Source organism: Pseudomonas sp. 22490 (assembly GCF_052044465.1).
GTDB classification, from domain to species: domain Bacteria; phylum Pseudomonadota; class Gammaproteobacteria; order Pseudomonadales; family Pseudomonadaceae; genus Pseudomonas; species Pseudomonas aeruginosa.
In genome coordinates, this window is the sequence record NZ_JBQENS010000011.1 from 112,815 (window position 1) to 138,954 (window position 26,140).

Consider the following 26,140-nt stretch of genomic DNA (forward strand, 5'->3'; position numbering starts at 1 on the left):
CCGGAAAACCGCGGCGCGCCTGACCCTCGACAGTATGTAACAAAATATTTCAAAAAAATCCGACGAGCGAAGGACCGCCCCCGAACCGGGCCGGCCCATGCGCAATCAGCCTTGCAGACGCTGCGCCAAACGCTCCTGAAGTTGTGCGAGCACTTCAGGGTCGCCCTGCTTCGCCGCATGGATGCCGAGATTCTCGCCGCTGAAGCGCGGGATGACGTGGAAATGGATGTGGAAGACCGTCTGCCCGGCGGGGGCGCCATTGAACTGGGCGATCTGCACGCCGTCCGGCTGCACCTCCTCGACCAGGGCGCGGGTCAGGCGCTGGACCACGGCCATGACCTTGGCCAGGTTCTGCGCATCGATCTCGAGCAGGTTGCGCGCCTCGGCGTGCTTGGGAATCACCAGGGTATGCCCGTAGGACTGCGGGAACAGATCGAGGAAGGCGAGCACGTCCTCGTCTTCGTAGACCTTGTAGCAGGGAGCTTCGCCGCGAATGATCTTGGCGAAGATGTTCTGGGAATCGTAAACGCCGTGCAGACTCATGGAGGCTTTCCTTGAACGAACCGGAATAGACCTGCGCACCATACCGGCTCGCTACCCGCTCGTCACGACGTGATGCGTCGCGCGCGCCACACACTTCGAAAGAAATTGTCACAAGCCCGTCATCACCCTTCCCTACTTTCGTAGCACTCGCCGGATGGCCCTGCCGTCTCGCACAGCCACCTCCTCAACATAGGGAAATGCGTCATGACCCCAGGTTATCCCCTCGCCCTCTCTCTTGCCGTCTCCATGGCCGTGCTCGGCAGCGCCTTGCCGGCCCAGGCGCGCCAGGACGATCCGTCGCTGTTCAACCGCCAGGCCCGTGGCGAACTCAGCGAGTACGGCGGCGCACGGCGCGTCGAGCAGGACCTGACCCAGGCCCTGAAGCAGTCGCTGTCGAAGAAGAAGGCGAAGAACGTGATCCTGCTGATCGGCGACGGCATGGGCGACTCCGAGATCACCGTGGCGCGCAACTACGCGCGCGGCGCGGGCGGCTACTTCAAGGGTATCGATGCGCTGCCGCTGACCGGCCAGTACACCCACTACTCCCTGCACAAGGACAGCGGCCTGCCGGACTACGTGACCGATTCCGCCGCCTCCGCCACCGCCTGGACCACCGGGGTCAAGTCGTACAACGGCGCGATCGGCGTGGATATCCACGAACAGCCGCACCGCAACCTGCTGGAGCTGGCCAAGCTCAACGGCAAGGCCACCGGCAACGTCTCCACCGCCGAGCTGCAGGACGCCACCCCCGCCGCCCTGCTCGCCCACGTCACCGCTCGCAAGTGCTACGGTCCCGAGGCCACCAGCAAGCAGTGCCCGAGCAATGCCCTGGAGAACGGCGGCGCCGGCTCGATCACCGAGCAGTGGCTGAAGACCCGCCCTGACGTGGTTCTCGGCGGCGGCGCCGCGACCTTCGCGGAAACCGCCAAGGCTGGCCGCTATGCCGGCAAGACCCTCCGCGCCCAGGCCGAAGCCCGCGGCTACCGGATCGTCGAGAACCTCGACGAGCTGAAAGCCGTGCGCCGCGCCAACCAGAAGCAGCCGCTGATCGGCCTGTTCGCGCCGGGCAACATGCCAGTGCGCTGGCTCGGTCCGACCGCCACCTACCACGGCAACCTGAACCAGCCGGCGGTGAGCTGCGAGGCGAACCCGAAGCGCACCGCCGACATCCCGACCCTGGCGCAAATGACCAGCAAGGCCATCGAGCTGCTGAAGGACAATCCGAACGGCTTCTTCCTGCAGGTCGAGGGCGCGTCCATCGACAAGCAGGACCATGCCGCGAATCCGTGCGGCCAGATCGGCGAGACCGTCGACCTCGACGAAGCCGTGCAGAAGGCCCTGGCCTTCGCCAAGGCCGATGGCGAGACCCTGGTGATCGTCACCGCCGACCACGCCCACTCCAGCCAGATCATCCCGCCGGAAACCGCCGCGCCGGGGCTGACCCAACTGCTCACGACCAAGGACGGCGCGCCGCTGGCGATCAGCTACGGCAACTCCGAGGAAGGCTCCCAGGAGCACACCGGCACCCAGCTGCGCATCGCCGCCTACGGCCCGCAGGCGGCCAATGTCACCGGCCTGACCGACCAGACCGACCTGTTCTTCACCATCCGTCGCGCACTGAACCTGCGCGACTGATCGGACCAGAACGAAAAAGGCGCGCCGGTTTCGACCGGCGCGCCTTTTTCATTTCGCGCGGTATCCCTGGAACTAGCCCTCGACCTGGCTCCACTGCTTGGCCAGGCGCTTGTCCGAGACCGGCAGCCGGGTTCCCAGTTGCTGGGCGAACAGCGAGACCCGGTACTCCTCCAGCATCCAGCGATACACCTGCAACTCGGCGTCGCGCTTGCCTTCCTGGGCGTGCTTGGCGAGGCGCGCCTGGTATTGCGCCCAGAGTTCGCCCAGCTCGCCGCTCCACACCCGGTCGCGCTGGACCTGGCCGGCGACCTTGTCCAGGCGCTGCTCGATGGCCTTGAGGTAACGCGGATACTCCTTCAACCACTCCAGCGGGGTGGCGCGGACGAACCCCGGATACACCAGATTGGCCAGTTGGCCCTTGACGTCGTTCAGCGGCACGGTCATGGCCAGCTCGACCTTGCCCTTGAAGCGCTTCTGCAGGCCGTGCCAGAGCTTGAGGATATCCAGCACCAGGCGTGCCAGGCGCTCGGCGTGCTCGTTCCAGGCAGCGCGCTTGCGCTCGGCCAGCGCGGCCAGGGCGGCGCCGTCGCGCGGCAGGCTTTCGCCCTGCAGCACGCAACTGTCGAGACTGGCCAGGAGGATGTCCTCGACCAGCGCCTCGACCCGTCCCAGCTCGCGGTACAGCAGGCCCATCTCGGTCTGCCCCGGCAGCTTGGCGCGCAGGTACTTGGCCGGCTCGGCCAGTTGCTGCAACAGCAGTCGTTGCAGGGCACGGCGGTGTTGGTAGTCGGCCTCGGCCTGGGTCGGGAAGCGCCCTTCCTTGACCTCGCCCTGCTCCTCCACCAGCGCCGGGTATACCGTCATCGACAATCCGGCGACCTTCTGCTGGGCCTTCTCGGCGACGCTGGCGAAGGCCTTGGCCTCCACCGGACGCTGCTGTTCCTTGTCGGCCTGGGGTATCGCCAGCGCCGCCTGGCTGGCTTCGGCGAAACGCGCGGTGAGTTCGGCCAGGTCGCGGCCCTCGCCGAGGAACTTGCCCTGGGCGTCGACCACCTCAATGTTCATCCGCAGGTGATCGTCCAACTGCGTCGCCGCCTCGGCCCAGGCCTCGTCGGCTACCCGCACGCCGGTCATGCGCTGAAGCTCGCGGCCCAGCACCTGCGGCAGCGAACCTTCGCCGAAGGTGATGCGCTCCAGGGCGGCGCGGACGAAGTCCGGTACCGGCACGAAGCTCTTGCGGATCGCCTTCGGCAGGTTGCGCACCAACGCCACCGCCTTGTCGTAGAGCAGGCCGGGCACCAGCCAGTCGATGCGTTCGGCCGGCAATTGCGGCAGCAGCGGCGCCGGTACCCGCACGGTGACGCCGTCGCGCGCGGTGCCGGGCTCGAACTGGTAGCTCAGCGACAGGTGCAGATCGCCCAGGCGCAGGCGATCCGGGTACTGCGCCGCAGTGACTTCGCTGGCTTCGCGGGCCAGCACGTCTTCCTCGCGCATCAGCAGCAGGTCCGGCTGGTTCTGCCGCTCGCGGGCGTACCATTTCTCGAAACTGGCGGTCTGGTAGATATCCGCCGGCAGGCGCGCGTCGTAATAGGCGAACAGGGTTTCCTCGTCGGCCAGGATGTCGCGCCGGCGTGCCTTGGCTTCCAGCTCGTCGAGCTTTTCCAGCAACTGCCGGTTGGCGCTCAGGCACTTGGCGCGGCTGTTGATCTCGCCGCGCACCAGGCCTTCGCGGATGAACAGCTCGCGCGCCACCGGCGGGTCGATCGGACCGTAGTGCACCGGACGTCGACCGATGACGATGAGGCCGTAGAGGGTGACCTGCTCGAACGCCACCACCTGGCCGCGACGCTTCTCCCAGTGCGGCTCGAAGTGGTTGGTCTTGATCAGGTGCCCAGCCAGCGGCTCCAGCCAGTCCGGCTCGATCTTCGCGACCATTCGGGCGAACAGCTTGGTGGTCTCCACCAGTTCCGCGGCCATGATCCATTGCGGGCGCTTGCGAGCGATGCCGCTGGACGGATGGATCCAGAAACGTCGCTGGCGAGCGCCGAGGTAGTCGCCTTCCTCGGCCTTCTGCCCGATCTGGCTGAGCAGGCCGGACAGGATCGCTTTGTGGACCGCCGCGTAATCGATCCCCGGTACCTCGCGTTCGTTGTCGGCCGACGCGCCTTTCTTCGCCTCCGGCTTGCGCGCCTCGGCCTTGGCCGGACGCCCGAACGGCAGCTTCAGTTCGCGGCAGATCAGGGTCAGTTGGCGGTGGGCGTCGCGCCACTCACGCAGGCGCAGGTAGTTGAGGAAGTTCTTCCGGCACCAGCTGCGCAGGGCATTGGAACCCAGCGCCTGGCGCTGCTCCTCGAAGCCACGCCAGAGATTGATCAGCGCGGCGAAGTCGGAATCCGGGTCCTTCCATTGCGCGTGCGCCTGGTCGGCGGCCTGCTGCCGCTCCACCGGACGCTCGCGCGGATCCTGCACGGACAGCGCGCTGGCCACCGTCAACACTTCCTCGAGGCTACCCTGCTGGGCCGCCTCCAGCAGCATGCGGCCCAGCCTCGGGTCGATCGGCAGGCGCGCCAGTTGGCGCCCCAGCGGGGTCAGCTGGCCTTCGCGGTTGACCGCCGACAGTTCCTGCAGAAGGGTGAAGCCGTCCTTGATCGCCTTGCCGTCCGGCGGCTCGATGAAGGGGAACGCCTCGATGTCGCCGAGGCGCAGGTGCAGCATCTGCAGGATCACCGCGGCCAGGTTGGTGCGGAGGATTTCCGGGTCGGTGAAGGCCGGACGCGCGTTGAAGTCCTCCTCGCTGTAGAGACGCACGCATATGCCCGGCTCGACCCGTCCGCAACGGCCCTTGCGCTGGTTGGCGCTGGCCTGCGACACCGCCTCGATGGGCAGCCGCTGGACCTTGGCGCGGTAGCTGTAGCGGCTGATCCGCGCGGTGCCGCTGTCGATCACGTAACGGATGCCCGGCACCGTCAGCGAGGTTTCCGCGACGTTGGTGGACAGCACGATCTTGCGTCCCGGGCGCGGCTGGAAGATCTTCTGCTGCTCGGCCGGGGTCAGTCGCGCGTACAGCGGCAGCACCTCGGTGTGGCGCAGGTTGGCCTTGCGCAGCATCTCCGCGGCGTCGCGGATCTCCCGCTCGCCGGGGAGGAACACCAGCACGTCGCCGGGCCGCTTGCCGACCTCGCGTTCGTGGGCGGCGATCTCGTCGAGGGCGGCGAGGATGCCCTGGTCCACCGACAGGTCGTCCTCGACCCGGTTGCCCTCCTCGTCGGTTTCCGCCGCCAGCGGCCGGTACCAGGTCTCCACCGGATAGGTGCGGCCGGAAACCTCGATCACCGGGGCGCCGTCGAAATGCCGGGAGAAACGCTCCAGGTCGATGGTCGCCGAGGTGATGATCAGCTTCAGGTCCGGACGCCGGTGCAACAGGGTCTTCAGGTAGCCGAGGAGGAAGTCGATGTTCAGGCTGCGCTCGTGGGCTTCGTCGACGATCAGCGTGTCGTAGCGCTCCAGGTAGCGGTCGTGCTGGGTCTCGGCCAGGAGGATGCCGTCGGTCATCAGCTTGACCAGGGTGCTGTCGTCGCTCTGGTCCTCGAAGCGCACCTGGTAGCCGACCAGCGCGCCCAGCGGCGTACCAATCTCTTCCGCGACCCGCGTCGCCACGCTGCGCGCCGCCAGCCGACGCGGCTGGGTATGGCCGATCAGGCCGTGGATGCCGCGACCCAGCTCCAGACAGATCTTCGGCAACTGGGTGGTCTTGCCCGAGCCGGTCTCGCCGGCGATCACCACCACCTGATGGGCGGCGATAGCGGCCTTGATCTCGTCGCGCTTGGCGGCGATCGGCAGGCTGTCGTCGTAGCGGATCGCCGGAACGCTGGCGCGCCGCGCCTCGACCTTGGCGCAGGAGGTCTGGAAGCGCTCGACCCACTGCGCCAGGCGCGCGTCGTCGGGCTGCTTGCGCAGTTCGTGGAGCTGCCGGCGCAAGCGGTGGCGGTCGCTGATCTGGGCCTGGTCGAGGCGCCGGACGAGTTGGTCAAGGGAAGGAGTCTGGTCGGTCATCTAGGCTTTTCGAATGCTGTGAGCGTGCCGCAGTCGCGGAGGACGGGAGAAGCTCCGGCCACTGCCGAGGCGAAAAATATTCGGAATTGTCGCAGATTTGAGCGGAAGAGGACGAATCCCGGTTAACGCTCGCTGCCGCGATACGGCCGACGCTGCTGGTGGGCGATGGCCCTCTCAGCGCCCCAGTCGCTTGAGCATCTCGGCCAGCGGCAGCGCATCGGCGGTGCCCGCCCGGCAGTCGGCGAGGCGATCCTCGGCCACTGGCGGCCATTGGCGCTCCACCTCGGGGCCGGCGCGATGCAGCAATGCCTGGGTCAGTTCCAGACGCCGACTGATCGGCAGACGGCGTATTTCTTCGGCCAGGGCAGGATCGAGGCGGGCCATGGGGGGTTCCTCCGGCAGGTGATGCGCTGCCGGCACGTCCGCACAGGCCCGCTCACCCCGCAACCGACTGCCTGCAACGAAGAAGCCCCGCATCGGCGGGGCTTCCTCAGGCAACGGCGGACTTACTTCTGGCCCGCTTTCTTCAGCTCTTCGTCGCGCAGTTCGCGGCGCAGGATCTTGCCGACGTTGGTGGTCGGCAGGCTGTCGCGGAACTCCACGGCCTTCGGCCGCTTGTAGCCGGTCAGGTTGTCATGCATGTGCTGCATGACCTGTTCCTTGGTCAGGGTCGCCCCCGGCTTGACCACCACGAAGACCTTGATCGACTCGCCGGACTTCTCGTCGGGGATGCCGATCGCGGCGCACTGCAGGACGCCCGGCAGGGTCGCCAGCACGTCTTCCAGTTCGTTCGGATACACATTGAAGCCGGAGACCAGGATCATGTCCTTCTTCCGGTCGACGATGCGCATGTAGCCGTCTTCCTGGATGATGGCGATATCGCCGGTCTTCAGCCAACCATCGGCGTCGAGGATCTCGTCGGTGGCCTCCTGGCGCTGCCAGTAGCCCTTCATCACCTGCGGACCCTTCACGCAGAGTTCGCCGCGCTCGCCCAGGGGCACTTCCTGGCCGTCGTCGCCAATCACCTTGCACAGGGTCGAGGGCACCGGGATACCGATGGTGCCGACCTGGATGTTCTGGAACGGGTTGACCGATACCACCGGCGCGGTCTCGGTCATGCCGTAGCCTTCGCAGATGGCGCAGCCGGTGACTTCCTTCCAGCGCTCCGCGGTGGCCAGTTGCAGCGCCATGCCGCCGGAGAGGGTCAGCTTCAGCGCGGAGAAGTCCAGCTTGCGGAAGGTTTCGTTGTTGCACAGGGCGACGAACAGGGTGTTCAGGCCGACGAAGCCGGTGAACTTCCACTGGCCGAGGTCCTTGAGCATCGACGGCAGGTCGCGCGGGTTGGTGATCAGGATGTTGTGGTTGCCGGTGAGCATCATCGCCATGCAATGGAAGGTGAAGGCATAGATGTGGTACAGCGGCAGCGGCGCGATGAGGATCTCGCAGCCCTCGTTGAGGTTGGCGCCCATCAGCGCCTTGCACTGCAACATGTTGGCCACCAGGTTGCGGTGGGTCAGCATGGCGCCCTTGGCGACCCCGGTGGTGCCGCCGGTGTATTGCAGCACGGCGACGTCGTCGGCCTGCGGCGCGGCTTCCTGGAACGACTTGCCGGCGCCCCTGGCCAGCGCGTCGGTCAGCTTGGTGGCTTGCGGCAGGCTGTAGGCCGGCACCATCTTCTTGATGTGCTTGACCACGAAGTTGACGATGAAGCGCTTCAGCGGCGGCAGGATGTCGCCGACTTCGGTGACGATCACCTGCTTGACGCCGGTCTTCGGCAGTACGCCCTCGACCAGGTGGGCCATGTTGGCCAGGCAGACCACCGCCTTGGCGCCGGAGTCGTTGAACTGGTGTTCCAGTTCGCGCGCGGTGTACAGCGGGTTGGTGTTGACCACGATGAGGCCGGCGCGCATGGCGCCGAAGACCACGATCGGGTATTGCAGGACGTTGGGCAACTGGACGGCGATGCGGTCGCCGGGCTTGAGATCGGTGTGCTGCTGCAGGTAGGCGGCGAAGTCGCCGGACAGCTTGTACAGCTCGCCGTAGGTCAGGGTCTTGCCCAGGTTGGTGAACGCGGGCTTGGTGGCAAAACGTTGGCAGGACTCCTTCAGTACCGACAGGATGTTCGGGTACTGGTCGGGATTGATCTCGGCAGCAATACCCGCTGGGTACTTGTCCTTCCAGAAGTTTTCGATCATGGAAGCCCACTCCTAAGCAACAGCTAATCTTCACCGCTCATGGCGGCATCTTGTTGTGATCTGCTCGCTAACCCTGGACCCAGGGCTATTAGGCGCGCCGAGATTATCAGCTTTGCCAGAGGCAGACCAGCACCAAACATGACCTATTCGGTCAAAAAAATGACCGAGACATTAGTCTCGGTCACGGTCTTTCCTGTCCCCGGCAAATGCCCGTTTCAGAGCCTTGTAAGGCTATCAGGCGATTTCGCGCAGCTCACGACGGAGGATTTTACCCACAGGCGTCATCGGTAATGCATCCTTGAGCACAATCTGTCGCGGAATTTTGTATCCGGTGAGGTTTTCCTTGCAGTAGGCCTTGAGTTCCTCGACCGACAGGCTGGGGTCGCGGGCCACCACGAACAGCTTCACCGCCTCGCCGGACTTCTCGTCGGGAATGCCCACCGCCGCGCAACTGGCCACCTTCGGATGGGCCATCACCACGTCTTCGATCTCGTTGGGGTAGACATTGAAGCCGGAGACCAGGATCAGGTCCTTCTTTCGATCGACGATGCGCACGAAGCCGTCCTCGTCGATCACCGCGATGTCGCCGGTCTTCAGCCAGCCTTCGGCATCGAGAATCTCCTCGGTGGCCTCGGGACGCTGCCAGTACCCCTTCATCACTTGCGGACCTTTCACGCAGAGTTCGCCACGTTCGCCGACAGGCAGCTCGTTGCCCTGCTCGTCGATCACCTTGAGCGCCGTGCCCACGACCGGTATCCCCACCGTACCCAGGCGTGCCTGCTCGCCGTAGGGGTTGGTGGTCACCACCGGCGAGCATTCGGTGAGGCCATAGCCTTCCACCACGGTGCAGCCGGTGACGCCCTTCCAGCGCTCGGCGGTGGCGCTGACCAGTGCGGTGCCGCCGGAGTTGGTGAGCTTCAGGTTGGAGAAATCGACGTCCTTGAACCCGGGGTGCTCCATCAGCGCGACGAACAGGGTGTTGAGGCCGAGCAGCGCGGAGAAACGCCACTTATTCAGTTCCTTGACGAAACCGGGGATGTCGCGCGGGTTGGTGATCAGCACGTTATGGTTGCCGCTGACCATCATGCACATGCAGTTCGCGGTGAAGGCATAGATGTGGTAGAGCGGCAGCGGCGCGATCATCACCTCCTGCGCCTCCTTCATCAGCGGCAGGCCATCCTTGCCGAGCTGGGAAAGCTGTGCGTGGACCTGCAGCATGTTCGCCACCAGGTTGCCGTGGGTGAGCATCGCCCCCTTCGAGACCCCGGTGGTGCCGCCGGTGTACTGCAACACGGCGACATCCTCCAGGCCGACCCTGACCGGCTGCAGGGCATGGCCCTGGCCTTGCTTCAAGGCCTGCCTGAACGGCAGCGCCTGGGGCAAGCGATAATCGGGGACCATCTTCTTCACCGACTTCACCACGCTGTTCACCAGCCAACCCTTCAGCGCCGGCAACAGGTCGCCCATGCGCGCCTCGATCAGGTACTCGATCCGCGTATCCGGGAGCACTTCCTCGACCAGCTTGCCGAACACGTTCAGGTAGACCAGCGCACGCACGCCGGCGTCCTTGAACTGGTGGCGCATTTCGCGGGCGGTGTACAGCGGATTGGTGTTGACCACCACCAGCCCCGCGCGCAAGGCGCCGAACACCGCGATGGGATATTGCAGGACATTGGGCATCTGCACCGCGATGCGGTCGCCGGGCTGGAGATCGGTCTGTTTCTGCAGGTAGGCGGCGAAGGCGGCGGACAGACGATCGAGTTCGGCGTAGCTGAGCGTCACGCCGAGATTGCTGAAGGCCGGGCGGTCGGCGAATTTCTTGCAGGAGCGCTCGAAGACCTCGACTACGGAACGGTAGGCGGCGAAGTCGAGACTGTCGGGTACGCCGGCCGGGCGTTTGTCGTTCCAGAATTCAGGTTGCATTTATTCTTGTCCTCTTACCTGAGCGGGTCTGGCCCGCATGTGCGGGGCATCGGGCAACTTAGCAGTTGCGTCGGACAGCGCAAATACTCCTCCTGCCCTTATTGATAGTGTGAATCTCCAGCCTGTCGCTCTTCGCCGCCCGCCATTCCAGAGCGGCCCGTGCCCAAGGGTGGCGCTTTTCCGGGACGAAGCCGCGTACGCTGCTAGAATGCGCCGGAACGCGTCCGCCCGGCACAAGGAACGAACATGCCCGCCGCTGCCTACTGGCTCCCCGCCAGCGACGAAACCCCGCTGTACACCCGCCACTGGCCGAGCGCAACGGCCGTCGGCGCGGTGATGCTGTCCCACGGCATGGCCGAGCACGCCGGTCGCTACGAGCGTCTCGCCGCCGCGCTGAACGCTGCCGGCTACCACTTCTATGCGATCGACCAGCGCGGCCACGGCCGGACCGCCGAAGCCGACGAGCTGGGCCACTTCGCCGACCAGGGCGGCTGGGGCAAGGTGGTCGGCGACCTGGCCAGCCTGAACCACCATATCCGCCAGCAGCACCCGGAACTGCCGATCTTCCTGCTGGGCCACAGCATGGGCAGCTACATCTCCATGGCCTACCTGCTGCACCACAGCTGCAGCCTGCAAGGGGCGATCCTTTCCGGTTCCAACTACCAGCCGCAAGCGCTCTACCGGATCGCCCGCCTGATCGCCCGCTTCGAGCGCTGGCGCCAGGGGCCGCTGGGCAAGAGCGCGCTGATCGACTTCCTCTCGTTCGGCTCGTTCAACAAGGCGTTCAAGCCCAATCGCACGGCCTTCGACTGGCTCAGTCGCGATCCGCAGGAAGTCGACAGGTACGTGGCCGACCCGCTGTGCGGCTTCCGCTGCAGCAACCAGTTGTGGGTGGACCTGCTCGGCGGCCTGGCCGATATCACCCCGCCCACCCACCTGCGGCAGATCGATGCCGACCTGCCGCTGCTGGTCATCGGCGGCGAACGCGACCCGGTCAGCCAGGGCAAGCGCCTGGGCGACCTGGCCGACGCCCTGCGCGGTGCCGGGCTGCGCCAGGTGACCCTGAAGACCTATCCCGAGGCCCGTCACGAGCTGTTCAACGAGAGCAACCGCGACGCGGTCACCCAAGACCTGATCGACTGGCTGGAACAGGCCCTGCGCCACCGCCGGGATCATTCGACAAAGGAGAGAACATGAGCCAGGTCCAGAACATTCCCTACGCCGAGCTAGAGGTCGGGCAAAAGGCCGAGTACACCAGCAGCATCGCCGAGCGCGACCTGCAGTTGTTCGCCGCAGTCTCCGGCGACCGCAACCCGGTGCATCTGGACGCCGCCTACGCGGCCACCACCCAGTTCAAGGAACGCATCGCCCACGGCATGCTCAGCGGCGCCCTGATCAGCGCGGCGATCGCCACCGTGCTGCCCGGCCCAGGCACCATCTATCTCGGCCAGACCCTGCGCTTCACCCGTCCGGTCAAGCTCGGCGACGACCTGAAGGTCGAACTGGAAGTCCTCGAGAAGCTGCCGAAGAACCGCGTGCGCATGGCCACGCGGGTGTTCAACCAGGCAGGCAAGCAGGTGGTCGACGGCGAAGCGGAGATCATGGCGCCGGAAGAGAAGCTCAGCGTCGAGCTGGCCGAACTGCCGCCGATCAGCATCGGCTGAGCGGCTTTCCCTACCGTCGGGCCATCCGGCCCGGCGGACTTGCCGGGCCGCCGCGCGCTGCTCTACCCTGTCCGCTGTCTTACCTCAATCACCAGGGATAACCGAAGGCATTCCACCGCCCGAAACCCCTTACCGGGAATCGGAGCCGCCATGGACCTTCGCTTGCTGTTGCTATCCCTGACCACCTTCGCCGCCGGCCTGGCGGAAAGCATCCTGATCGGCATCCTGCCGCCCCTGGCCGAAGACCTGCGGGTCTCCATCAGCCTGGCCGGCCAGCTCACCACCCTGTTCTCCCTCGGCTTCGCCCTCGCCGCACCGCTGCTCGGCTGGCTGACCCGGCGCATCGAACGCCGCCGCCTGCTGCTGGCGACCCTGCTGCTGTTCGCCCTCAGCAACGCGCTCGCCGCCCTCGCTCCGGGCTATCTCGGCCTGCTCCTGGCTCGCCTGGGAATGTCGGCCTGTTGCGGGCTGCTGATCGTCCTCGCCAGCCTGCTCGCCGCCGAGCTGGCCGCCCCGGCCCAGCGCGGCCGGGCGATCGGCCTGATCTTCATGGGCATCAGCGGTTCGCTGGTGTTCGGCGTGCCACTGGGCGTACAGATCAGCGACTGGTTCGGCTGGCGCTGGATCTTCGCCGGCATCGCGGTCTATTCGCTGCCCTTGTGCCTGCTGCTCTGGCGCTACCTGCCGCAACGCCAGGCCGGCGACCTGCCCGGCCGCGAAGGCTACCTGCGGCAGTTGCGCCAGCCCGCGCTGTGGCTCGCGCAACTGGTATCGATCCTGTTGCTCGGCGGGCACTTCACCCTGTTCGCCTATTTCACCCCGTACCTGGCGAGCATGGCCGGTATTCGCTCGCCCGGCGAGATCAGCCTGATCCTCCTGCTGATCGGCCTGGCAGCGCTGAGCGGCGGCTATATCGGCGGCTGGCTGGCCGACCGCCTCGGCCACCGGCGCGCCCTGCGTCTGGTACCGGCGGCCTTCGCCCTGGCGCTGGCGGCGGTGCCGCTGAGCCTGGGCAGCATCGGGTTCCTGCCGGTACTGATGGTCTGGAGCGCGATCAGCTGGATGATCTCGCCGGTGGTGCAGAGCTTCCTGCTGCGCAGCGATCCGGCCAGCGGTTCCGCCGGCGTCGCCCTGAACACCTCGGCCATGCACCTGGGCGTGGGCCTCGGCGCGGCGCTGGGCGGCCTGGTGGTGGCGGCACTGGGAGTCGCCGCGACGCCCTGGGTCGGCCTCGCCCTGGTGCTGGCGGCGCTGGCCTGCGCGCTTGGCGCCAGCACGCTGGATGGCGCCACGCAAGCGCTGCCGTTCAGTCCCCCTGCACGGTGACGCTGGCGGTCATCCCGGCGCTCAGGTGGACATCCGCCGGCACCTGGTCGAGGCGGATGCGCACCGGAATGCGCTGCGCCAGGCGCACCCAGTTGAAGGTCGGCTCGACATTGGCCAGCAACTGGCCGTCCGGCGTCGAGTTGCGGTCGGTGATACCGCTGCTGATGCTCTCCACCGTGCCGTCGATCGGCTGATCGCCGCTCATCAGGCGGACCTGGGCGCGCATGCCGACGCGGATGCCGGGCAGCTTGGTTTCCTCGAAGTAGGCGACCACATAGAAGGACTGCTGGTCGACCAACGCCATCACCGCCTGGCCCGCCGTGGCGTAGTTGCCCTGGGCCAGGCGCAGGTTGGTTACCTGGCCGTTGCGCGCGGCGCGCAGCTCGCTGCGCTTGAGGTTGAGTTCGGCGATCTTCACCTGGGCCAGCGCCTCCTGGTACTCGCTGCGAGCGATGGCGGCATTGATCTGGGCGTTTTCCTTGTCCTCGGCGCTGATCGCGCCGATGCCCAGGCGGCTGCGCCGGGCCGCCTCGTTCTGGCGCAACAGGTATTGCTGGTGACGGGTCTCGGCGACGGCGCGGGCCTGCTCCAGGTTGGCCTGGTAGCGTTCCTGGTCGATGCGCATCAGCACGTCGCCGACCTTGACCACCTGGTTGTCCTTGACCTCCAGGTCGGTCACCCAGCCGGACACGTCCGGCGCCACCACCACCACGTCGGCCCGCACCCGGGCATCGCGGGTCCAGGGCGAGAGCATGTAGTAGCGCCAGAGCCAGATGCCGGCGAGGACAGCGGCAGCGACCACCAGCAGGGTGACGACGACGCGAAGCGATGCACGCATGCGAATCTCCTTCTCGGGGCGACGATTCAGGTCGTAGCCGCCCAGGTAATGCCACTCAACATCAAAATGAACAGGGCGCAGTCGAACAGCGCCTCGTGCCAGACCCAGCGACGCAACGGCGTTTTCTGGATCAGCACCCGCAGCGCGGCGGTGGCCGCCAGCGCCAGCAGGGCATAGACGAACAGCGGGCTGAGGTAGACGCCGCCCCAGGCCGATTCATGCAGACTCATGGCTTTCCTCCTGATGGCACCACTGCTGCCAGGTGAACAGCAGTTGCGCCAGGGCCGCGCGCGCCAGGCGGCTGGCTTCGTCGTCGTGGCGAGCGTCACGCTCCAGGGCTTCGCGCAACGGCAGGCTGATCCGCTCCAGGCGGTCACTGCGCGGACCCGCGGGACCGGCCTCAAGCAGTTCGCCCAGTTCCCCGAGGAAGCGGTCGCGCGCCTTGCGCAGGACGCCACGGGCGCCTTCCAGGCAGGCCCGCAGGTGGATCAGTTCGTTACCCAGGTCGAGCGCCAGGAGGCCATCGTCCCAACGCCGCCGCTCCTGCTCCGGCAACAGGTTGGCGTGCCGCGCCAGGCGCAACAGGCGGTCGGCCATGCGCCCGCCGAACCAGTTCTCCGCCTGCGCCAGCGGGCGCCGGGTGAGGCGGCCGAGATCGACGCAGGTGGCGTCCAGCAGGCGTCGGGTCAGCCAGCCCGGACGCAAGGTCAGCAAGCGGAAGATCACCACCGCGAAGCCGACTCCGATCAGCACGCCCTGGGCAGAATTCAGCAGGGTCGCGAGGTTGTAGTCCATCTGGTTGCGCGGCGCGACCAGGACGATGAAGTGGATCGCGAACGAGGTGGCGGTGCCGGCGGTAACCGGTACGGCCATGCCCAGGGTGGCGAAGAACAGCGGCACGCCCATCGCCAGGCAGAGCAGCGGGAAGCCATTCCACTGCGGCAGCAGCCACTGGCTGACCAGCATCGCCGCCGGGATCGCGTAGACGATGCCGCGCAGGAAGCTCAGGCCGATGGCCACCGCGTTGTCGCGGTTGGCGAACAGGCTGCACACCACCGCCGCCAGCAGCATCGCGCCGGACGCCGCCGGCCACGCGGTATAGATCCAATAGACCGACAGCCCGAGCAACGCCAGGGCGCTACGCGTACCGTAGAACAGCGCCATCTGCAGGTCGCGGTGCCAGGACAGGGTACCGGCGCTGCCCACCCGCCCCTCGACTTCGCCGCTGGCCACCGCGCGCATGCCCTTCTCGGCATTCACCGCCTTGAGCAGCAGCACCGAGCAGCGGGTCAGCAGGTACCGCTGGTCGTTGCTCCACTGCGGCTCGACCGCGACCTGCGCCAACTCCTCGCGCAGCGCCTGCATCGACGCCGGATCGGTTCCTTCCAGGGCGCTGGCCAGCGCGGCCAGCCAGCGCTCCACCCGGCGCTCTTCCTCTTCGCTCAGCCGCGCCCGTTGCCGGGCCACGCCGCGCGCGGTGCGCAACAGGCTGAGCAGGTCGCGCGAGAGCAACGCCAGGGCGCCGGCCCGGCGCCGCCCGCGCTCGCCTTCGAACCAGGCATGGTCGCGCTGCGCATCGACCTCGACGATCTTGCTCAGCGCGTTGAGCAGCCCCTGCGGCTGCCGCTGGCGCGGGTCGATCTCGCCGCGCGCGGCCTGCATGCCCAGCAGCCAGGTGGCGTGGGCCTGCTTGTCGAGGTTCTGCTCGACCCGCTGCGGCCAGAGGATCGCACTGACCGCCGAGGCGCAGATGATCCCCAGGCAGATCTCGGTACAACGCGCCACCGCCTGCTCGAAGACCAGCAGCGGCTGGTCCACCGCCGGCAGGCCAATGATCGCTACCGTATAGCCGGAAAGTACGAAGGCATAGGAAACGTGGTTGCGCAGGGAGGTCGAGGCCGCCGTGCAGAGCCCCAGCCAGAGCGAGATGGCCAGCAGGAACAACCAGGGCGCCTGGGCGAACAGCGCGATCATCAACACCGACATCGCGGTGCCGACCAGGGTGCCGAGCAGGCGGAACAAGCCCTTCGCCACCACCATGCCGGACAACGGCTGGGACACGATCAGCACGGTCATCAGCGCCCATTGCGGCTGCTCCAGGTCGAAGCGAAAGGCGCACCACAACGCCAGGCCGCCGGCCAGGAGCGTCTTGATGGCGAACTTGAGCGCCAGCGTCGAGGGTGCCAGGAACGGCTTCCAGTGAATGGGCACAGGGTCTTCCGAAACGGGGTCTACATCAGCATAGATAGCCGGCGAACGCCGAGGCGATATGTGCAGCCTATATTATTAGGCTGCTAACAATATCGTCCAGCGACATTCGTAGTATCCCGATCGCTGCGCCGGTGTTTTTCCAGGCGCAAAAAAAACGGGCGACCGAAGTCGCCCTAAGTGCCTTGCGTGCTCTGTGTATCCGGGAGGATCAGCCTTTGCGGCTATGGGAATCCTTCCAGATGAAGTAACCGACCCCACCGAAGAAAGCGACCATGAGGCCTACTGTAAGAATCCCTGCGAGAACCACTTCGTCGATGAACATGTTGATGGCCTCCAGTTGCCGGTTGGGTGTTGCTCGATGGGCTCAGATTAGCGAGGCGCGGCGGCGCAATATTGACTTGGATCAATCGCCCGGACGGGCTTTTTCGGCCAGGTGCATGACACTGACCCAGGTCAAGTTTCGCAGGAGGGAGAATGCGGTCGGACGCCGCAGATAACCGGGAAAAACCTGCCCGATCGCCGCACGTTGCCCGCAGGAATGCGCCGCCGGCGAACGCGGCGGCGGAGGCTTCAGCGCTTCTTCGGCTTGCCTTTCGGCTTCTTCCGCGGCTTGCCCAGCGGCAACACCTGTTCGAAGGCCTTGCGGACCTCCTGCAGGCGCTTCTCGTGCACGTCGTGGATGCGCTTGTCGCGCTCGGCGCTGAGGTCGATCACCTTGTCGTCGTCGTTCATGGCTGGGGGTACACCAGGCGGAAGGTCAGGTTCAAACGGGGCATGCAGGAGCGGCGGGTCTTCGCCACCTGATGTTGCCAATGATGCTGGGTTGCGCCGCGCATGACCAGCAGGCTGCCATGGGTCAGTTCCAGAGAGTGGGCGATGCGGGTCTGGCCCTTGCGCCGCAGGTCGAAGCGGCGGCTGCCGCCGAGACTGAGCGAGGCGACCAGCGGATCGCGGCGCAGCTCTGGCTCGTCGTCGCTGTGCCAGCCCATGGAGTCCTGGCCGTCGCGGTAGTAGTTCAGCAGCACGCCGTTGACCCGCTGGCCGACCTCGCGCTCCACGCGCTCGCGGATCTCGCCGAGCAACGCGGTCCATGGCAGCGGCCGGTGGACCTGGCCGGAATAACGGTAGGCGGCGTCAGGGTCGCCGTACCAGGCCACCAGGCGCGGGGTCGGATGCTCCTCGCCATGGATGCGCAGGATCGGCTGTTCCCAGGGCGTTTCCTGTTCCAGGCGCAACAGCCAGGCGCTCGCCAGCGGCGCATCCAGCCAATGCGGGAGATAGCGCAGGTCGGCGTCCGGCAGGGTCAGGGGTGCGTCGGCGAACAGGTCCATGGGCCGCAGGTTACTACGCCGCAAGGCCGCTGCTGAAGCCTGGAAAACCAGGGTTACACTTCGATGTCGATCAATTGTCCCTTGCGCGGCAGCTCGTCCGCCTGGGCGCTCTCCCCCGCCTCGTCAGCCGGCGCCTCGTCCCCCTCGTCGCTCCGCGCGTGCGCCTCGCCGCCCTGGCGGCGCTGGCGACGGCGGTATTCCTCTTCCAGCCAGCTTTCCTCGTCACGCTCCTGGCGCAAGGCGACGCCATCGCTGCCCGCGCCAGCCTGGGTCGGCGCGACCGGCGGCGTGGCCGGACGGGGCTTGGGCGGGTCCTGCTGGACGGTGACCGGGATCAGGCCCTGGGGGATCGGCGGAAGCATGCAGGCAACCTCTCTGGGTAGTGCCGCGTCATGGGTTCTCGCAGCGTGCCGGTTTGCGGCGTTCTTCTACAAGGGTTATCGGTCGACCCGCCGCTCGACTTGAGAAACAGCCGCCAGGCGGTCGCTCCCGTACCGACGGACGGCTCTCCGACGAAGCCGTGGCGCAACACGCAATCCATCGCCAAGCGTCGCTCAACGCCACGCGTTGCGGTACCATACCCGGCTTTTTTGGGAGGTGGACATGGCGCAGTATCAACCGGGGCAACGCTGGATCAGCGACAGTGAAGCGGAATTGGGCCTGGGGACCATCCTGGCCCAGGATGGCCGCCTGCTCACCGTGCTCTATCCGGCGACCGGCGATACCCGCCAATACGCCTTGCGCAATGCGCCGCTGACCCGCGTGCGCTTCGCCCCCGGCGATGAAGTGACGCACTTCGAAGGCTGGAAGATGACCGTTCGCGAGGTCGAGGAAAGCGAGGGCCTATTGGTGTACCACGGCCTCACCGCGCAGAACGAGCAGTGCACCCTGCCGGAAACCCAGCTCTCCAACTTCATCCAGTTCCGCCTCGCCAGCGACCGTCTGTTCGCCGGACAGATCGATCCCCTGCCCTGGTTCTCCCTGCGCTACCACACTCTCGAACGCCGCAGCCAACTGCTCCAGTCCTCGCTCTGGGGCCTCGGCGGCGCCCGCGCCCAGCCGATCGCCCACCAGTTGCACATCGCCCGCGAAGTCGCCGACCGCATGGCGCCGCGCGTCCTGCTGGCCGACGAAGTGGGCCTGGGCAAGACCATCGAGGCCGGCCTGATCATCCATCGCCAGTTGCTCTCCGGCCGCGCCGGGCGGGTGCTGATCCTGGTCCCGGAAAACCTCCAGCACCAGTGGCTGGTGGAGATGCGCCGGCGCTTCAACCTGCAGGTGGCCCTGTTCGACAAGGAGCGCTTCGCCGAAAGCGATGCCAGCAATCCCTTCGAGGACACCCAGTTGGCCCTGGTCGCCCTGGAGTGGCTGAAGGAAGACGAACGCGCCCAGGACGCCCTGTTCGCCGCCGGCTGGGACCTGCTGGTGGTCGACGAAGCCCACCACCTGGTCTGGCACCAGGACCAGGTCAGCGCCGAATACGCGCTGGTCGAGCAACTGGCGGAGATCATTCCCGGCGTCCTGTTGCTCACCGCGACCCCGGAGCAACTCGGCCAGGACAGCCACTTCGCGCGCCTGCGCCTGCTCGATCCGAATCGTTTCCACGACCTCGAAGCGTTCCGCCGGGAGAGCGAGCAATATCGTCCGGTCGCCGAAGCGGTGCAGGAACTGCTCGACCACGGCAGTCTTTCCGCCGGCGCGCGCAAGGCCATCCACGGCTTCCTCGGCAGCGAGGGCGACGAGCTGCTGGCCAGCGTCGAGGGCGGCGATGAAGAAGCTCGCTCGCGCCTGGTCCGCGAGCTGCTCGACCGCCACGGCACCGGTCGCGTGCTGTTCCGCAACACCCGTGCCGCCGTGCAGGGCTTCCCCCAGCGCGAACTGCACGCCTATCCGTTGCCGATGCCGAGCCAGTACGAGGAATTGCCGGCCGGCGAACACCCGGACCTGTATCCGGAAGTGAATTTCCAGCAGCAGTGGGAAGACGGCGACGACAACAACCGCTGGTGGCGCTTCGACCCGCGCGTCGAGTGGCTGATCGATACCCTGAAGATGCTCAAGCAGTTCAAGGTCCTGGTCATCTGTGCCCACGCCGAGACGGCCCTCGACCTGGAAGACGCCCTGCGCCTGCGTTCGGGCATCTCCGCCACGGTGTTCCACGAAGGCATGAGCATTCTCGAGCGCGACCGCGCCGCCGCCTACTTCGCCGACGAAGAGTTCGGCGCCCAGGTGCTGATCTGCTCGGAAATCGGCAGCGAAGGCCGCAACTTCCAGTTCGCCCACCACTTGGTGCTGTTCGACCTGCCGGCCCACCCGGACCTGCTCGAGCAGCGCATCGGCCGCCTCGACCGGATCGGCCAGCGACACACCATCCAGTTGCACGTACCGCACCTGGAGAACAGCGCCCAGCAGCGCCTGTTCCAGTGGTACCACCAGGCGCTGAACGCCTTCCTCAATACCTGCCCCACCGGCAACGCCCTGCAACACGAGTTCGGCCCGCGCCTGCTGCCGCTGCTCGACGGCGGCGAGGACAAGGCCTGGGACGCGCTGCTCGCCGAAGGCCGCGCCCGTCGCGAAGCCCTCGAAGCGGAGCTGCACAGCGGTCGCGACCGCCTGCTCGAGCTGAACTCCGGCGGCGCCGGCGAAGGCGAGGCGCTGGTGGAGGCCATCGAGGAACAGGACGACGACTTCGCCCTGCCGATCTACATGGAGCGCCTGTTCGACGCCTACGGCATCCACAGCGAAGACCATTCGGAAAATGCCCTGATCCTCAAGCCAAGCGAGAAGATGCTCGACGCCGGCTTCCCCCTCGGCGACGACGAAGGCGTGACCATCACCTACGACCGTGCCCAGGCGCTGGCCCGCGAGGACATGCAGTTCCTCACCTGGGAACATCCGATGGTTCAGGGCGGCATGGACCTGGTGCTGTCCGGCTCGATGGGCAACACCTCGGTGGCGCTGATCAAGAACAAGGCGCTGAAGCCCGGCACCGTGCTGCTCGAACTCCTGTTCGTCAGCGAAGCCGTGGCACCGCGCGCCCTCCAGCTCGGCCGCTGGCTGCCGCCGCAGGCCCTGCGCTGCCTGCTCGACGCCAACGGCAACGACCTGGCCGGCCGGGTGTCCCTGGAAACCCTCAACGACCAGCTGGAAAGCGTGCCACGGGTCAGCGCCAACAAGTTCGTCCAGGCCCAGCGCGATGTGCTGGCCAAGCAGTTCGACGTGGCCGAGGGCAAGATCGTCCCGCGCCACGAGGAACGCGTGGCCAGGGCCAAGCAGCAGTTCGCCGCCGCCATGGACGAGGAACTGGCGCGCCTGACCGCGCTCAAGGCGGTCAACCCGAGCGTCCGCGACAGCGAGCTGGACAGCCTGCGCACCCAGCGCGAGGAAGGCCTGGCCCTGCTCGACAAGGCCTCCCTGCGCCTCGAGGCGATCCGCATCCTGGTCGCCGGCTGACGCCCGGCAACGGCTGCGCGAAACGAGAAGCCATGGGCATCCCCCATGGCTTCTTTCATTTCATTTCCAGCGAAGGCCGCAACGGCGGATGGCCGCGCGGCGACCGTTCGCCCCGTTCCCCGGCCCCCGCCGGGCCGCGAGCCGGGCGTCGCAGCGGAATCGCGACGGTCGCCCTGCGACTTATTGACCTCCGGCAAAGGTCCGCCGGCCGCGAGGGTCTACAGTGTCCTTGAAGTTTCAAGAACGCCCGGCGGGCGGACACTCACTCTGGAGGGACACCTTATGTACGATCGCATTCTGGTAGCCGTGGACGGCAGCCCGGTCTCCGACCGCGCCCTGGAAGAGGCCATCAAGCTGGCCGGCCTCAGCGGCGGCAAGCTGCGCGTCATCACCATCGTCGACAGCCCGCTGCGCCACCTTCCCGACTACGCGGTGTACTACAACCCCGAGCCGCTGCGCGAAGCCGCGCTGAAAGCCGCCGATGACGTCCTGGCCAAGGCCCGCGAGAAGGTCGAGGCGAGCAACGTCGAAGGCGCCACCTTCGATCGCGTCTGCCAGGAGCGCGCCAGCGAGGAAATCGCCGAGCGCATCGAGCTCGAGGCCCAGGCCAGCGATGCCGACGTGGTGGTCATGGGCACCCATGGTCGTCGCGGCATGCGCCGCCTGATGCTCGGCAGCGTGGCGGAAGGCCTGATCCGCGTGGCTTCGCGTCCGGTCCTGCTGGTCCGCGACAAATAAGGCGAAAGCCGACGAAAAAGGCCGTGGGGGGAATCCTCCACGGCCTTTTTTCTTTCAGCCCCCGTCGCTCACTGGGCTGCCCTGGGCGCGCGGCAACTGGCGAAGATGTCCAGCGCCGGCTGGTACAACGAAGTCTGTACGTCCAGCAGGCCGAGCACCGAGTGGAACAGGTTGTCGTGGCTCAGGTCCTTGTCGTCGCGCTTGCCGTCCAGGCAACTGCGCTGGATGCCCCAGTTGCCCAGCGCCTGCGGGGCGAACCACATGACCATCGGCACGTGGATCTGCGCCTGGGGCGCGATCGAATAGGGCGCCGCGTGCAGGTAGACGCCATTCTCGCCCAGCGACTCGCCGTGGTCGGACACGTAGATCATCGCCGTATCGCGCTTGTCGGCATTCCGCTTGAGCAATTCGATCACCTTCGTCAGGAAGTGGTCGGTATAGAGGATGGTGTTGTCGTAGACGTTCACCAGCTCTTCCTTGCTGCAACTGCCGAGCTGGTTGGTCCGGCATACCGGCTGGAAGCGCTCCATCTCCTTCGGGTAGCGCTCGTAGTACTCGGGACCGTGGCTGCCATCGGAGTGCAGGACGATGATGGCGTCGTCCTGCAGCCCGTCGATGTACTCCTGCAGGCCTACCAGCAGCGACTCGTCCAGGCAGTTCTTGCCGTCGCAGAACGGACTCGGCTGGGTCTTCGGGATGTCCCGGTTGGGCACCCGCAGGCAGGTGCCCTTGCAGTCGCTGTTGTTCTCCAGCCACAACACCTGCACGCCGGCACGCTGGAGAATGTCCAGCAGGCCTTCGTGGGTCTTGGCCTTCTTGTCGCTGTAGTCCTCGCGCGGGTACTGGGAGAACATGCAGGGCACCGAGACCGCGGTGGAAGTGCCGCAGGAACGGACCTGGGTGAAGTTGACGATGTCCTGCTTGCTCAGCTCCGGGTTGGTCTCGCGGGCGTAGCCGTTCAGCGAGAAATGATCGGCACGGGCGGTCTCGCCGACCACGAACACCAGCAGCGATTTCTTCTGTCGCTGCAGCGCAGCCGGCGCCTGGCGGGCGTCCAGGCCGATCGGCTCGACCACCAGATGCTCCTTGATCACCAGGCGCTGCTTGGCGTACTTGCCCACCGCGTAGATGTAGTTGGTCGGGTTGATGAAGTGGGTCAGCTTGTCTTCCTCGCGGAAGATCGGGGCGTAGGTGGAATAGAAGCTGCCTACCATTACCGCGACGATCAGCAGGCAGCCGAGCAGCGTCAGGATCTTGTTCAGCAGGCCGCGGAAGAACGGCCGGTAGCGTACCGGCCAGAGCCAGATCAGCAGCGAAGGCAGGACACCGAGCAACAGCAGATAGCCGAGCAGGGTCGGGTTGACCAGGTCGCCGGCCTCGGTGGCGTTGGTCTCGAAGACGTTCTGCACCATCACCGTGTCGATGCTGATGCCGTAGCTGCCCATGAAGTAGGTCGCGCCGGCCGAGCACAGGGCGACCAGGGTCAAGGCCGGCTTGAGCAGCGGGCGGAAGGAAACCAGGGTCAGCAGGAGCGTGAAGGCGGCCCACAGGAACGCCGCGAACGAGGCGAAGAACGCGAAGCCCTTCAAGCCTTGCAGCGGCACCAGGCCATGCAGGGCCTTCCAGGTCGCCGCGTTGTAGAACACCACCAGAACCAGCGCGAACAGCATCACCAGCCGGGTCGAACCGATAGCCGGCAAGAAACGCTTGATACCCCCACCCATTGAAGCAACTCCTGAAACGTAACGGACCGCCGCCACCCCCCGTGGCGGGGCGCCCGAACTCTATCGGGCGCCTGGTCAAAATTTCGTGAAGCCTCGCGAGCCCTCGCGGGCGCAGCGATCATGCCCGTGGCGATGGAGCCGGAACAAGCTCAGCTATGCCTTTTCTCCCCGGGAAAATGCCGAAACCGGCCGTATGTCGGCGGCCAGCGACTTCCTTCCATGCCGACCTTGCAGGTGGCTCCCGCTATCTATACTGGAAGCACAATGCCACCCCCAGCCCGCACCCGCGCCGTCCGCGGGTTTTCCGTGTCCAGGGAGACACCGCTATGGATTGGCAAGGCCTGCGCTTCCTCGGAGAGTCTCCCGTCGACGGCTACGTGCTGCAGAACTGCACCTATTCGCCGTCGCTGGTGGCGCTCGCCTTCCTCGTCGCCTGCCTCGCCGGGTACACGGCACTGGACATGGTCGAGCGGGTCGGCAACAGCCTGAGCCACCCGCGCCTCTGGCAATGGATCGGGGCGTTCTGCCTGGGCAGCGGCATCTGGGCCACGCATTTCGTCGCCATGCTCGCGTTCCACGCGCCGATCGCCCTGCGCTACGACCTGCCGATCACCGGCCTGTCGCTGCTGATCGCCGTCGCCGCCTCGTACCTGGCGATGTACATGACCGCCCGCCCGCGCTTCGGCCTGCTGCCCTGCCTGCTCGCCGCCTGCTGCATCGGCCTGGGCATCGCTGCCATGCACTACACCGGGATGGCGGCGATGCGCTCGGTGGCCACCCAGTACTACCAGCCATCGTTGTTCGCCCTTTCGGTACTGATCGCCATCGGCGCCGCCTTCACCGCCCTCGCCGCGGTCCCCTACCTGCGCGGCCGGCGCAGCGCGCGCTACCGCTACATGAAACTGATCGCCAGCCTGCTGCTGGCCGGCGCCATCGCCGCCATGCATTTCACCGGGATGGCCGCGCTGGTGCTCAGCGTACCCGCCGGCACGCCGCTGGAACTGCAAGCCAGCGCCGACTCGCTGCGCCTGGGCTGGCTCACCGGAGTGCTCGCCAGCGCCATCGCCGCCTGCGGCATCTGGGCCGCATGGTCGGAGAAACAACGGGAGCGCCGGCTCAGCGAAAACAGCCGGGTCAACGCCCTGCTCAACCAGCTCGACCACGCCCACGCCTCGCTGCGCCAGATGGCTCGCTACGACAGCCTGACCGGCCTGCAGAACCGCACGGCATTCAACGAAGTGTTCGTCCAGCACCTGGAGAACTGTCGCCTGAGAGGCAAGGGCCTGGCGGTGATGTTCCTCGACCTCGATCACTTCAAGCGGATCAACGATTCCCTCGGCCACGACTCCGGCGACGAGCTGCTGAAGATCGTCTCCGAACGCATCCGCAGCGTGTTGCGCGATAGCGACGTGGTGGCGCGCTTCGCCGGCGACGAGTTCTGCGTGCTCGCCGACCTCACCCAGGACCACGAGGCGCACATCCTCTCGCAACGCCTGATGCAGAAGATGAAGGAACCCATCGCCCTGGACGGGCGCACCCTGGTGATGACCGCCAGCGTCGGCGTCAGCCTCTACCCGAACGACGGCGAGCAGTGCGAGGAGCTGCTGAAGAACGCCGGCCTGGCCCTGCACCAGTCCAAGGCCTGCGGGCGCAACAACGCGCAGTTCTTCAGCCGGCAACTGCTGGTGCGGGCGACCCAGGAACTGCAGATGGAGGAGGAACTGCGCCAGGCCCTGCGCGACGACCAGCTGGAGCTGCACTACCAGCCGATCCTCGCCCTCGCCGACGGCGAGGTACACCAGTTGGAGGCATTGGTGCGCTGGCGCCATCCGACCCAGGGCCTGCTCGGTCCGGACCGCTTCATCGGCCTGGCCGAAGCCAACGGCATGATCGACCAGCTCGACGACTGGGTGCTGCGACGCGCCTGCCGCGACCTGCGCAGCCTGCACCTGGCCGGCCACGAACGGCTGCGGGTGGCGGTCAACTGCTGCGCCAGCAATCTCGGCCGGGCCAGCCTGGTCGACGAAGTCCGTCATGCGCTGGAGCAGGCCGGGCTGGCGGCGTGCTTCCTCGAACTGGAGGTGACCGAGGACGCGCTGATGTACAACATCGACCAGACCATCCCGCTGCTCGAACGCCTCCGCGAGCTGGGCGTCAGCCTGTCGATCGACGACTTCGGCACCGGCTATTCGTCGCTCGCCTACCTGCGGCGCCTGCCGCTGGACGCGCTGAAGGTGGATCGCTCGTTCATCATGGACATCCCCGCCTCGCAGCGGGACATGGAAATCGCCCAGGCGATCATCGCGATGGCCCAGAAGCTCCATCTGAAAGTCGTCGCCGAGGGCGTGGAGACCCCGCAGCAACTGGCGTTCCTGCGGGAGAACCATTGCGAGCTGGTACAGGGCTACCTGTTCAGCCGGCCACTGCCGCTGGCGGCCCTGGAAGAGTTCCTCCGCGCCTACCGCTTCGACGCCGCGCCGCCGCTGCGCAGCCTGAACCAGGCCTGAGG

General features: G+C 66.7%; 20 protein-coding genes. 7 read left to right on the top strand and 13 right to left on the bottom strand.

Annotated features, from left to right (window positions below; all coding sequences use genetic code 11):
- Positions 1-105: 105 nt before the first annotated feature.
- Complete coding sequence (locus ACTJJX_RS14605) at positions 106-543, bottom strand: HIT family protein (protein ID WP_003160751.1); 438 nt, start codon at positions 541-543, stop codon at positions 106-108.
- Between the two features lie 204 nt (positions 544-747).
- On the opposite strand from ACTJJX_RS14605, the gene phoA reads away from it, so the two are divergent.
- Entirely contained in the window at positions 748-2,178 is a 1,431-nt protein-coding gene (gene phoA / locus ACTJJX_RS14610) for an alkaline phosphatase (protein WP_003112133.1), read from the top strand.
- A gap of 72 nt (positions 2,179-2,250) precedes the next feature.
- Here the strand turns inward: phoA and hrpA are convergent, their stop codons facing one another.
- The 4 genes from hrpA to fadD2 form a co-directional block, all read right to left on the bottom strand.
- The gene (gene hrpA / locus ACTJJX_RS14615; protein ID WP_003105494.1) at positions 2,251-6,231 is read right to left on the bottom strand and encodes an ATP-dependent RNA helicase HrpA; all 3,981 of its coding nucleotides are present in this window, start codon (positions 6,229-6,231) and stop codon (positions 2,251-2,253) included.
- Positions 6,232-6,405: 174 nt separating this feature from the next.
- On the bottom strand, positions 6,406-6,615 hold the full coding sequence (locus ACTJJX_RS14620) for a hypothetical protein (protein WP_003105496.1): 210 nt from the start codon (positions 6,613-6,615) through the stop codon (positions 6,406-6,408).
- A 122-nt stretch (positions 6,616-6,737) separates the two neighbouring features.
- The gene (gene fadD1 / locus ACTJJX_RS14625) at positions 6,738-8,426 is read right to left on the bottom strand and encodes a long-chain-fatty-acid--CoA ligase FadD1 (RefSeq protein WP_003091643.1); all 1,689 of its coding nucleotides are present in this window, start codon (positions 8,424-8,426) and stop codon (positions 6,738-6,740) included.
- 234 nt (positions 8,427-8,660) lie between these two features.
- Positions 8,661-10,349: a long-chain-fatty-acid--CoA ligase FadD2 gene (fadD2, locus tag ACTJJX_RS14630; RefSeq protein ID WP_016852616.1), complete on the bottom strand. Its 1,689-nt coding sequence runs from the start codon at positions 10,347-10,349 to the stop codon at positions 8,661-8,663.
- 246 nt (positions 10,350-10,595) lie between these two features.
- Between fadD2 and ACTJJX_RS14635 the strand changes: the two genes are divergently transcribed.
- From ACTJJX_RS14635 to ACTJJX_RS14645, 3 genes are all read left to right on the top strand, one after another.
- Positions 10,596-11,546, top strand: a complete 951-nt coding sequence (locus tag ACTJJX_RS14635; RefSeq protein ID WP_003122430.1) for an alpha/beta hydrolase — start codon at positions 10,596-10,598, stop codon at positions 11,544-11,546.
- The gene (locus ACTJJX_RS14640) at positions 11,543-12,013 is read left to right on the top strand and encodes a MaoC family dehydratase (RefSeq protein ID WP_003091647.1); all 471 of its coding nucleotides are present in this window, start codon (positions 11,543-11,545) and stop codon (positions 12,011-12,013) included. The genes ACTJJX_RS14635 and ACTJJX_RS14640 overlap by 4 nt, the downstream gene beginning before the upstream one ends.
- A gap of 150 nt (positions 12,014-12,163) precedes the next feature.
- A complete protein-coding gene (locus tag ACTJJX_RS14645) occupies positions 12,164-13,339 on the top strand; it encodes an MFS transporter (protein ID WP_016852615.1) in 1,176 nt (391 codons plus the stop codon).
- On the opposite strand, the gene ACTJJX_RS14650 is transcribed toward ACTJJX_RS14645, so the two are convergent.
- From ACTJJX_RS14650 to ACTJJX_RS14680, 7 genes are all read right to left on the bottom strand, one after another.
- Positions 13,320-14,177: an efflux RND transporter periplasmic adaptor subunit gene (locus tag ACTJJX_RS14650; RefSeq protein ID WP_003091654.1), complete on the bottom strand. Its 858-nt coding sequence runs from the start codon at positions 14,175-14,177 to the stop codon at positions 13,320-13,322. The two genes, ACTJJX_RS14645 and ACTJJX_RS14650, sit on opposite strands and share 20 nt — an antisense overlap.
- A 26-nt stretch (positions 14,178-14,203) precedes the next feature.
- On the bottom strand, positions 14,204-14,407 hold the full coding sequence (locus tag ACTJJX_RS14655; RefSeq protein WP_003091655.1) for a DUF1656 domain-containing protein: 204 nt from the start codon (positions 14,405-14,407) through the stop codon (positions 14,204-14,206).
- Complete coding sequence (locus ACTJJX_RS14660; RefSeq protein WP_003113160.1) at positions 14,394-16,388, bottom strand: FUSC family protein; 1,995 nt, start codon at positions 16,386-16,388, stop codon at positions 14,394-14,396. The genes ACTJJX_RS14655 and ACTJJX_RS14660 overlap by 14 nt, the downstream gene beginning before the upstream one ends.
- Before the next feature lie 208 nt (positions 16,389-16,596).
- A complete protein-coding gene (gene ccoM, locus ACTJJX_RS14665) occupies positions 16,597-16,710 on the bottom strand; it encodes a cytochrome c oxidase subunit CcoM (protein WP_003091657.1) in 114 nt (37 codons plus the stop codon).
- Between the two features lie 248 nt (positions 16,711-16,958).
- Positions 16,959-17,120, bottom strand: coding sequence for a hypothetical protein (locus tag ACTJJX_RS14670; protein ID WP_003091659.1), 162 nt, complete (start codon positions 17,118-17,120; stop codon positions 16,959-16,961).
- On the bottom strand, positions 17,117-17,719 hold the full coding sequence (locus tag ACTJJX_RS14675) for an alpha-ketoglutarate-dependent dioxygenase AlkB family protein (RefSeq protein ID WP_003115462.1): 603 nt from the start codon (positions 17,717-17,719) through the stop codon (positions 17,117-17,119). Before ACTJJX_RS14675 ends, ACTJJX_RS14670 begins: the two co-directional genes overlap by 4 nt.
- Positions 17,720-17,772: 53 nt before the next feature.
- Positions 17,773-18,081, bottom strand: coding sequence for a hypothetical protein (locus tag ACTJJX_RS14680; protein WP_003091664.1), 309 nt, complete (start codon positions 18,079-18,081; stop codon positions 17,773-17,775).
- A gap of 235 nt (positions 18,082-18,316) precedes the next feature.
- Here ACTJJX_RS14680 and rapA point away from each other — a divergent pair, with 235 nt between their 5' ends.
- A complete protein-coding gene (gene rapA / locus ACTJJX_RS14685) occupies positions 18,317-21,169 on the top strand; it encodes an RNA polymerase-associated protein RapA (protein ID WP_012613843.1) in 2,853 nt (950 codons plus the stop codon).
- Positions 21,170-21,451: 282 nt separating this feature from the next.
- Positions 21,452-21,907: a universal stress protein gene (locus ACTJJX_RS14690; RefSeq protein ID WP_003091672.1), complete on the top strand. Its 456-nt coding sequence runs from the start codon at positions 21,452-21,454 to the stop codon at positions 21,905-21,907.
- Between the two features lie 68 nt (positions 21,908-21,975).
- Here the strand turns inward: ACTJJX_RS14690 and ACTJJX_RS14695 are convergent, their stop codons facing one another.
- The gene (locus tag ACTJJX_RS14695) at positions 21,976-23,631 is read right to left on the bottom strand and encodes a phosphoethanolamine transferase (RefSeq protein ID WP_003091675.1); all 1,656 of its coding nucleotides are present in this window, start codon (positions 23,629-23,631) and stop codon (positions 21,976-21,978) included.
- Between the two features lie 326 nt (positions 23,632-23,957).
- Here ACTJJX_RS14695 and ACTJJX_RS14700 point away from each other — a divergent pair, with 326 nt between their 5' ends.
- Positions 23,958-26,138 (top strand): putative bifunctional diguanylate cyclase/phosphodiesterase, encoded by a 2,181-nt coding sequence (locus tag ACTJJX_RS14700; RefSeq protein ID WP_016253140.1) that lies wholly within the window; start codon positions 23,958-23,960, stop codon positions 26,136-26,138.
- Positions 26,139-26,140: the final 2 nt, after the last annotated feature.

Coding starts and splice junctions, on each gene's coding strand:
- ACTJJX_RS14670 (WP_003091659.1), bottom strand. CDS start 17,120: ATGAACGACGACGACAAGGTGATCGACCTCAGCGCCGAGCGCGACAAG.
- phoA (WP_003112133.1), top strand. CDS start 748: ATGACCCCAGGTTATCCCCTCGCCCTCTCTCTTGCCGTCTCCATGGCC.
- ACTJJX_RS14690 (WP_003091672.1), top strand. CDS start 21,452: ATGTACGATCGCATTCTGGTAGCCGTGGACGGCAGCCCGGTCTCCGAC.
- ACTJJX_RS14605 (WP_003160751.1), bottom strand. CDS start 543: ATGAGTCTGCACGGCGTTTACGATTCCCAGAACATCTTCGCCAAGATC.
- ACTJJX_RS14640 (WP_003091647.1), top strand. CDS start 11,543: ATGAGCCAGGTCCAGAACATTCCCTACGCCGAGCTAGAGGTCGGGCAA.
- ACTJJX_RS14650 (WP_003091654.1), bottom strand. CDS start 14,177: ATGCGTGCATCGCTTCGCGTCGTCGTCACCCTGCTGGTGGTCGCTGCC.
- fadD2 (WP_016852616.1), bottom strand. CDS start 10,349: ATGCAACCTGAATTCTGGAACGACAAACGCCCGGCCGGCGTACCCGAC.
- hrpA (WP_003105494.1), bottom strand. CDS start 6,231: ATGACCGACCAGACTCCTTCCCTTGACCAACTCGTCCGGCGCCTCGAC.
- ACTJJX_RS14620 (WP_003105496.1), bottom strand. CDS start 6,615: ATGGCCCGCCTCGATCCTGCCCTGGCCGAAGAAATACGCCGTCTGCCG.
- ACTJJX_RS14635 (WP_003122430.1), top strand. CDS start 10,596: ATGCCCGCCGCTGCCTACTGGCTCCCCGCCAGCGACGAAACCCCGCTG.
- ACTJJX_RS14645 (WP_016852615.1), top strand. CDS start 12,164: ATGGACCTTCGCTTGCTGTTGCTATCCCTGACCACCTTCGCCGCCGGC.
- ACTJJX_RS14680 (WP_003091664.1), bottom strand. CDS start 18,081: ATGCTTCCGCCGATCCCCCAGGGCCTGATCCCGGTCACCGTCCAGCAG.
- ACTJJX_RS14695 (WP_003091675.1), bottom strand. CDS start 23,631: ATGGGTGGGGGTATCAAGCGTTTCTTGCCGGCTATCGGTTCGACCCGG.
- fadD1 (WP_003091643.1), bottom strand. CDS start 8,426: ATGATCGAAAACTTCTGGAAGGACAAGTACCCAGCGGGTATTGCTGCC.
- ACTJJX_RS14675 (WP_003115462.1), bottom strand. CDS start 17,719: ATGGACCTGTTCGCCGACGCACCCCTGACCCTGCCGGACGCCGACCTG.
- ACTJJX_RS14700 (WP_016253140.1), top strand. CDS start 23,958: ATGGATTGGCAAGGCCTGCGCTTCCTCGGAGAGTCTCCCGTCGACGGC.
- ACTJJX_RS14655 (WP_003091655.1), bottom strand. CDS start 14,407: ATGAGTCTGCATGAATCGGCCTGGGGCGGCGTCTACCTCAGCCCGCTG.
- ccoM (WP_003091657.1), bottom strand. CDS start 16,710: ATGTTCATCGACGAAGTGGTTCTCGCAGGGATTCTTACAGTAGGCCTC.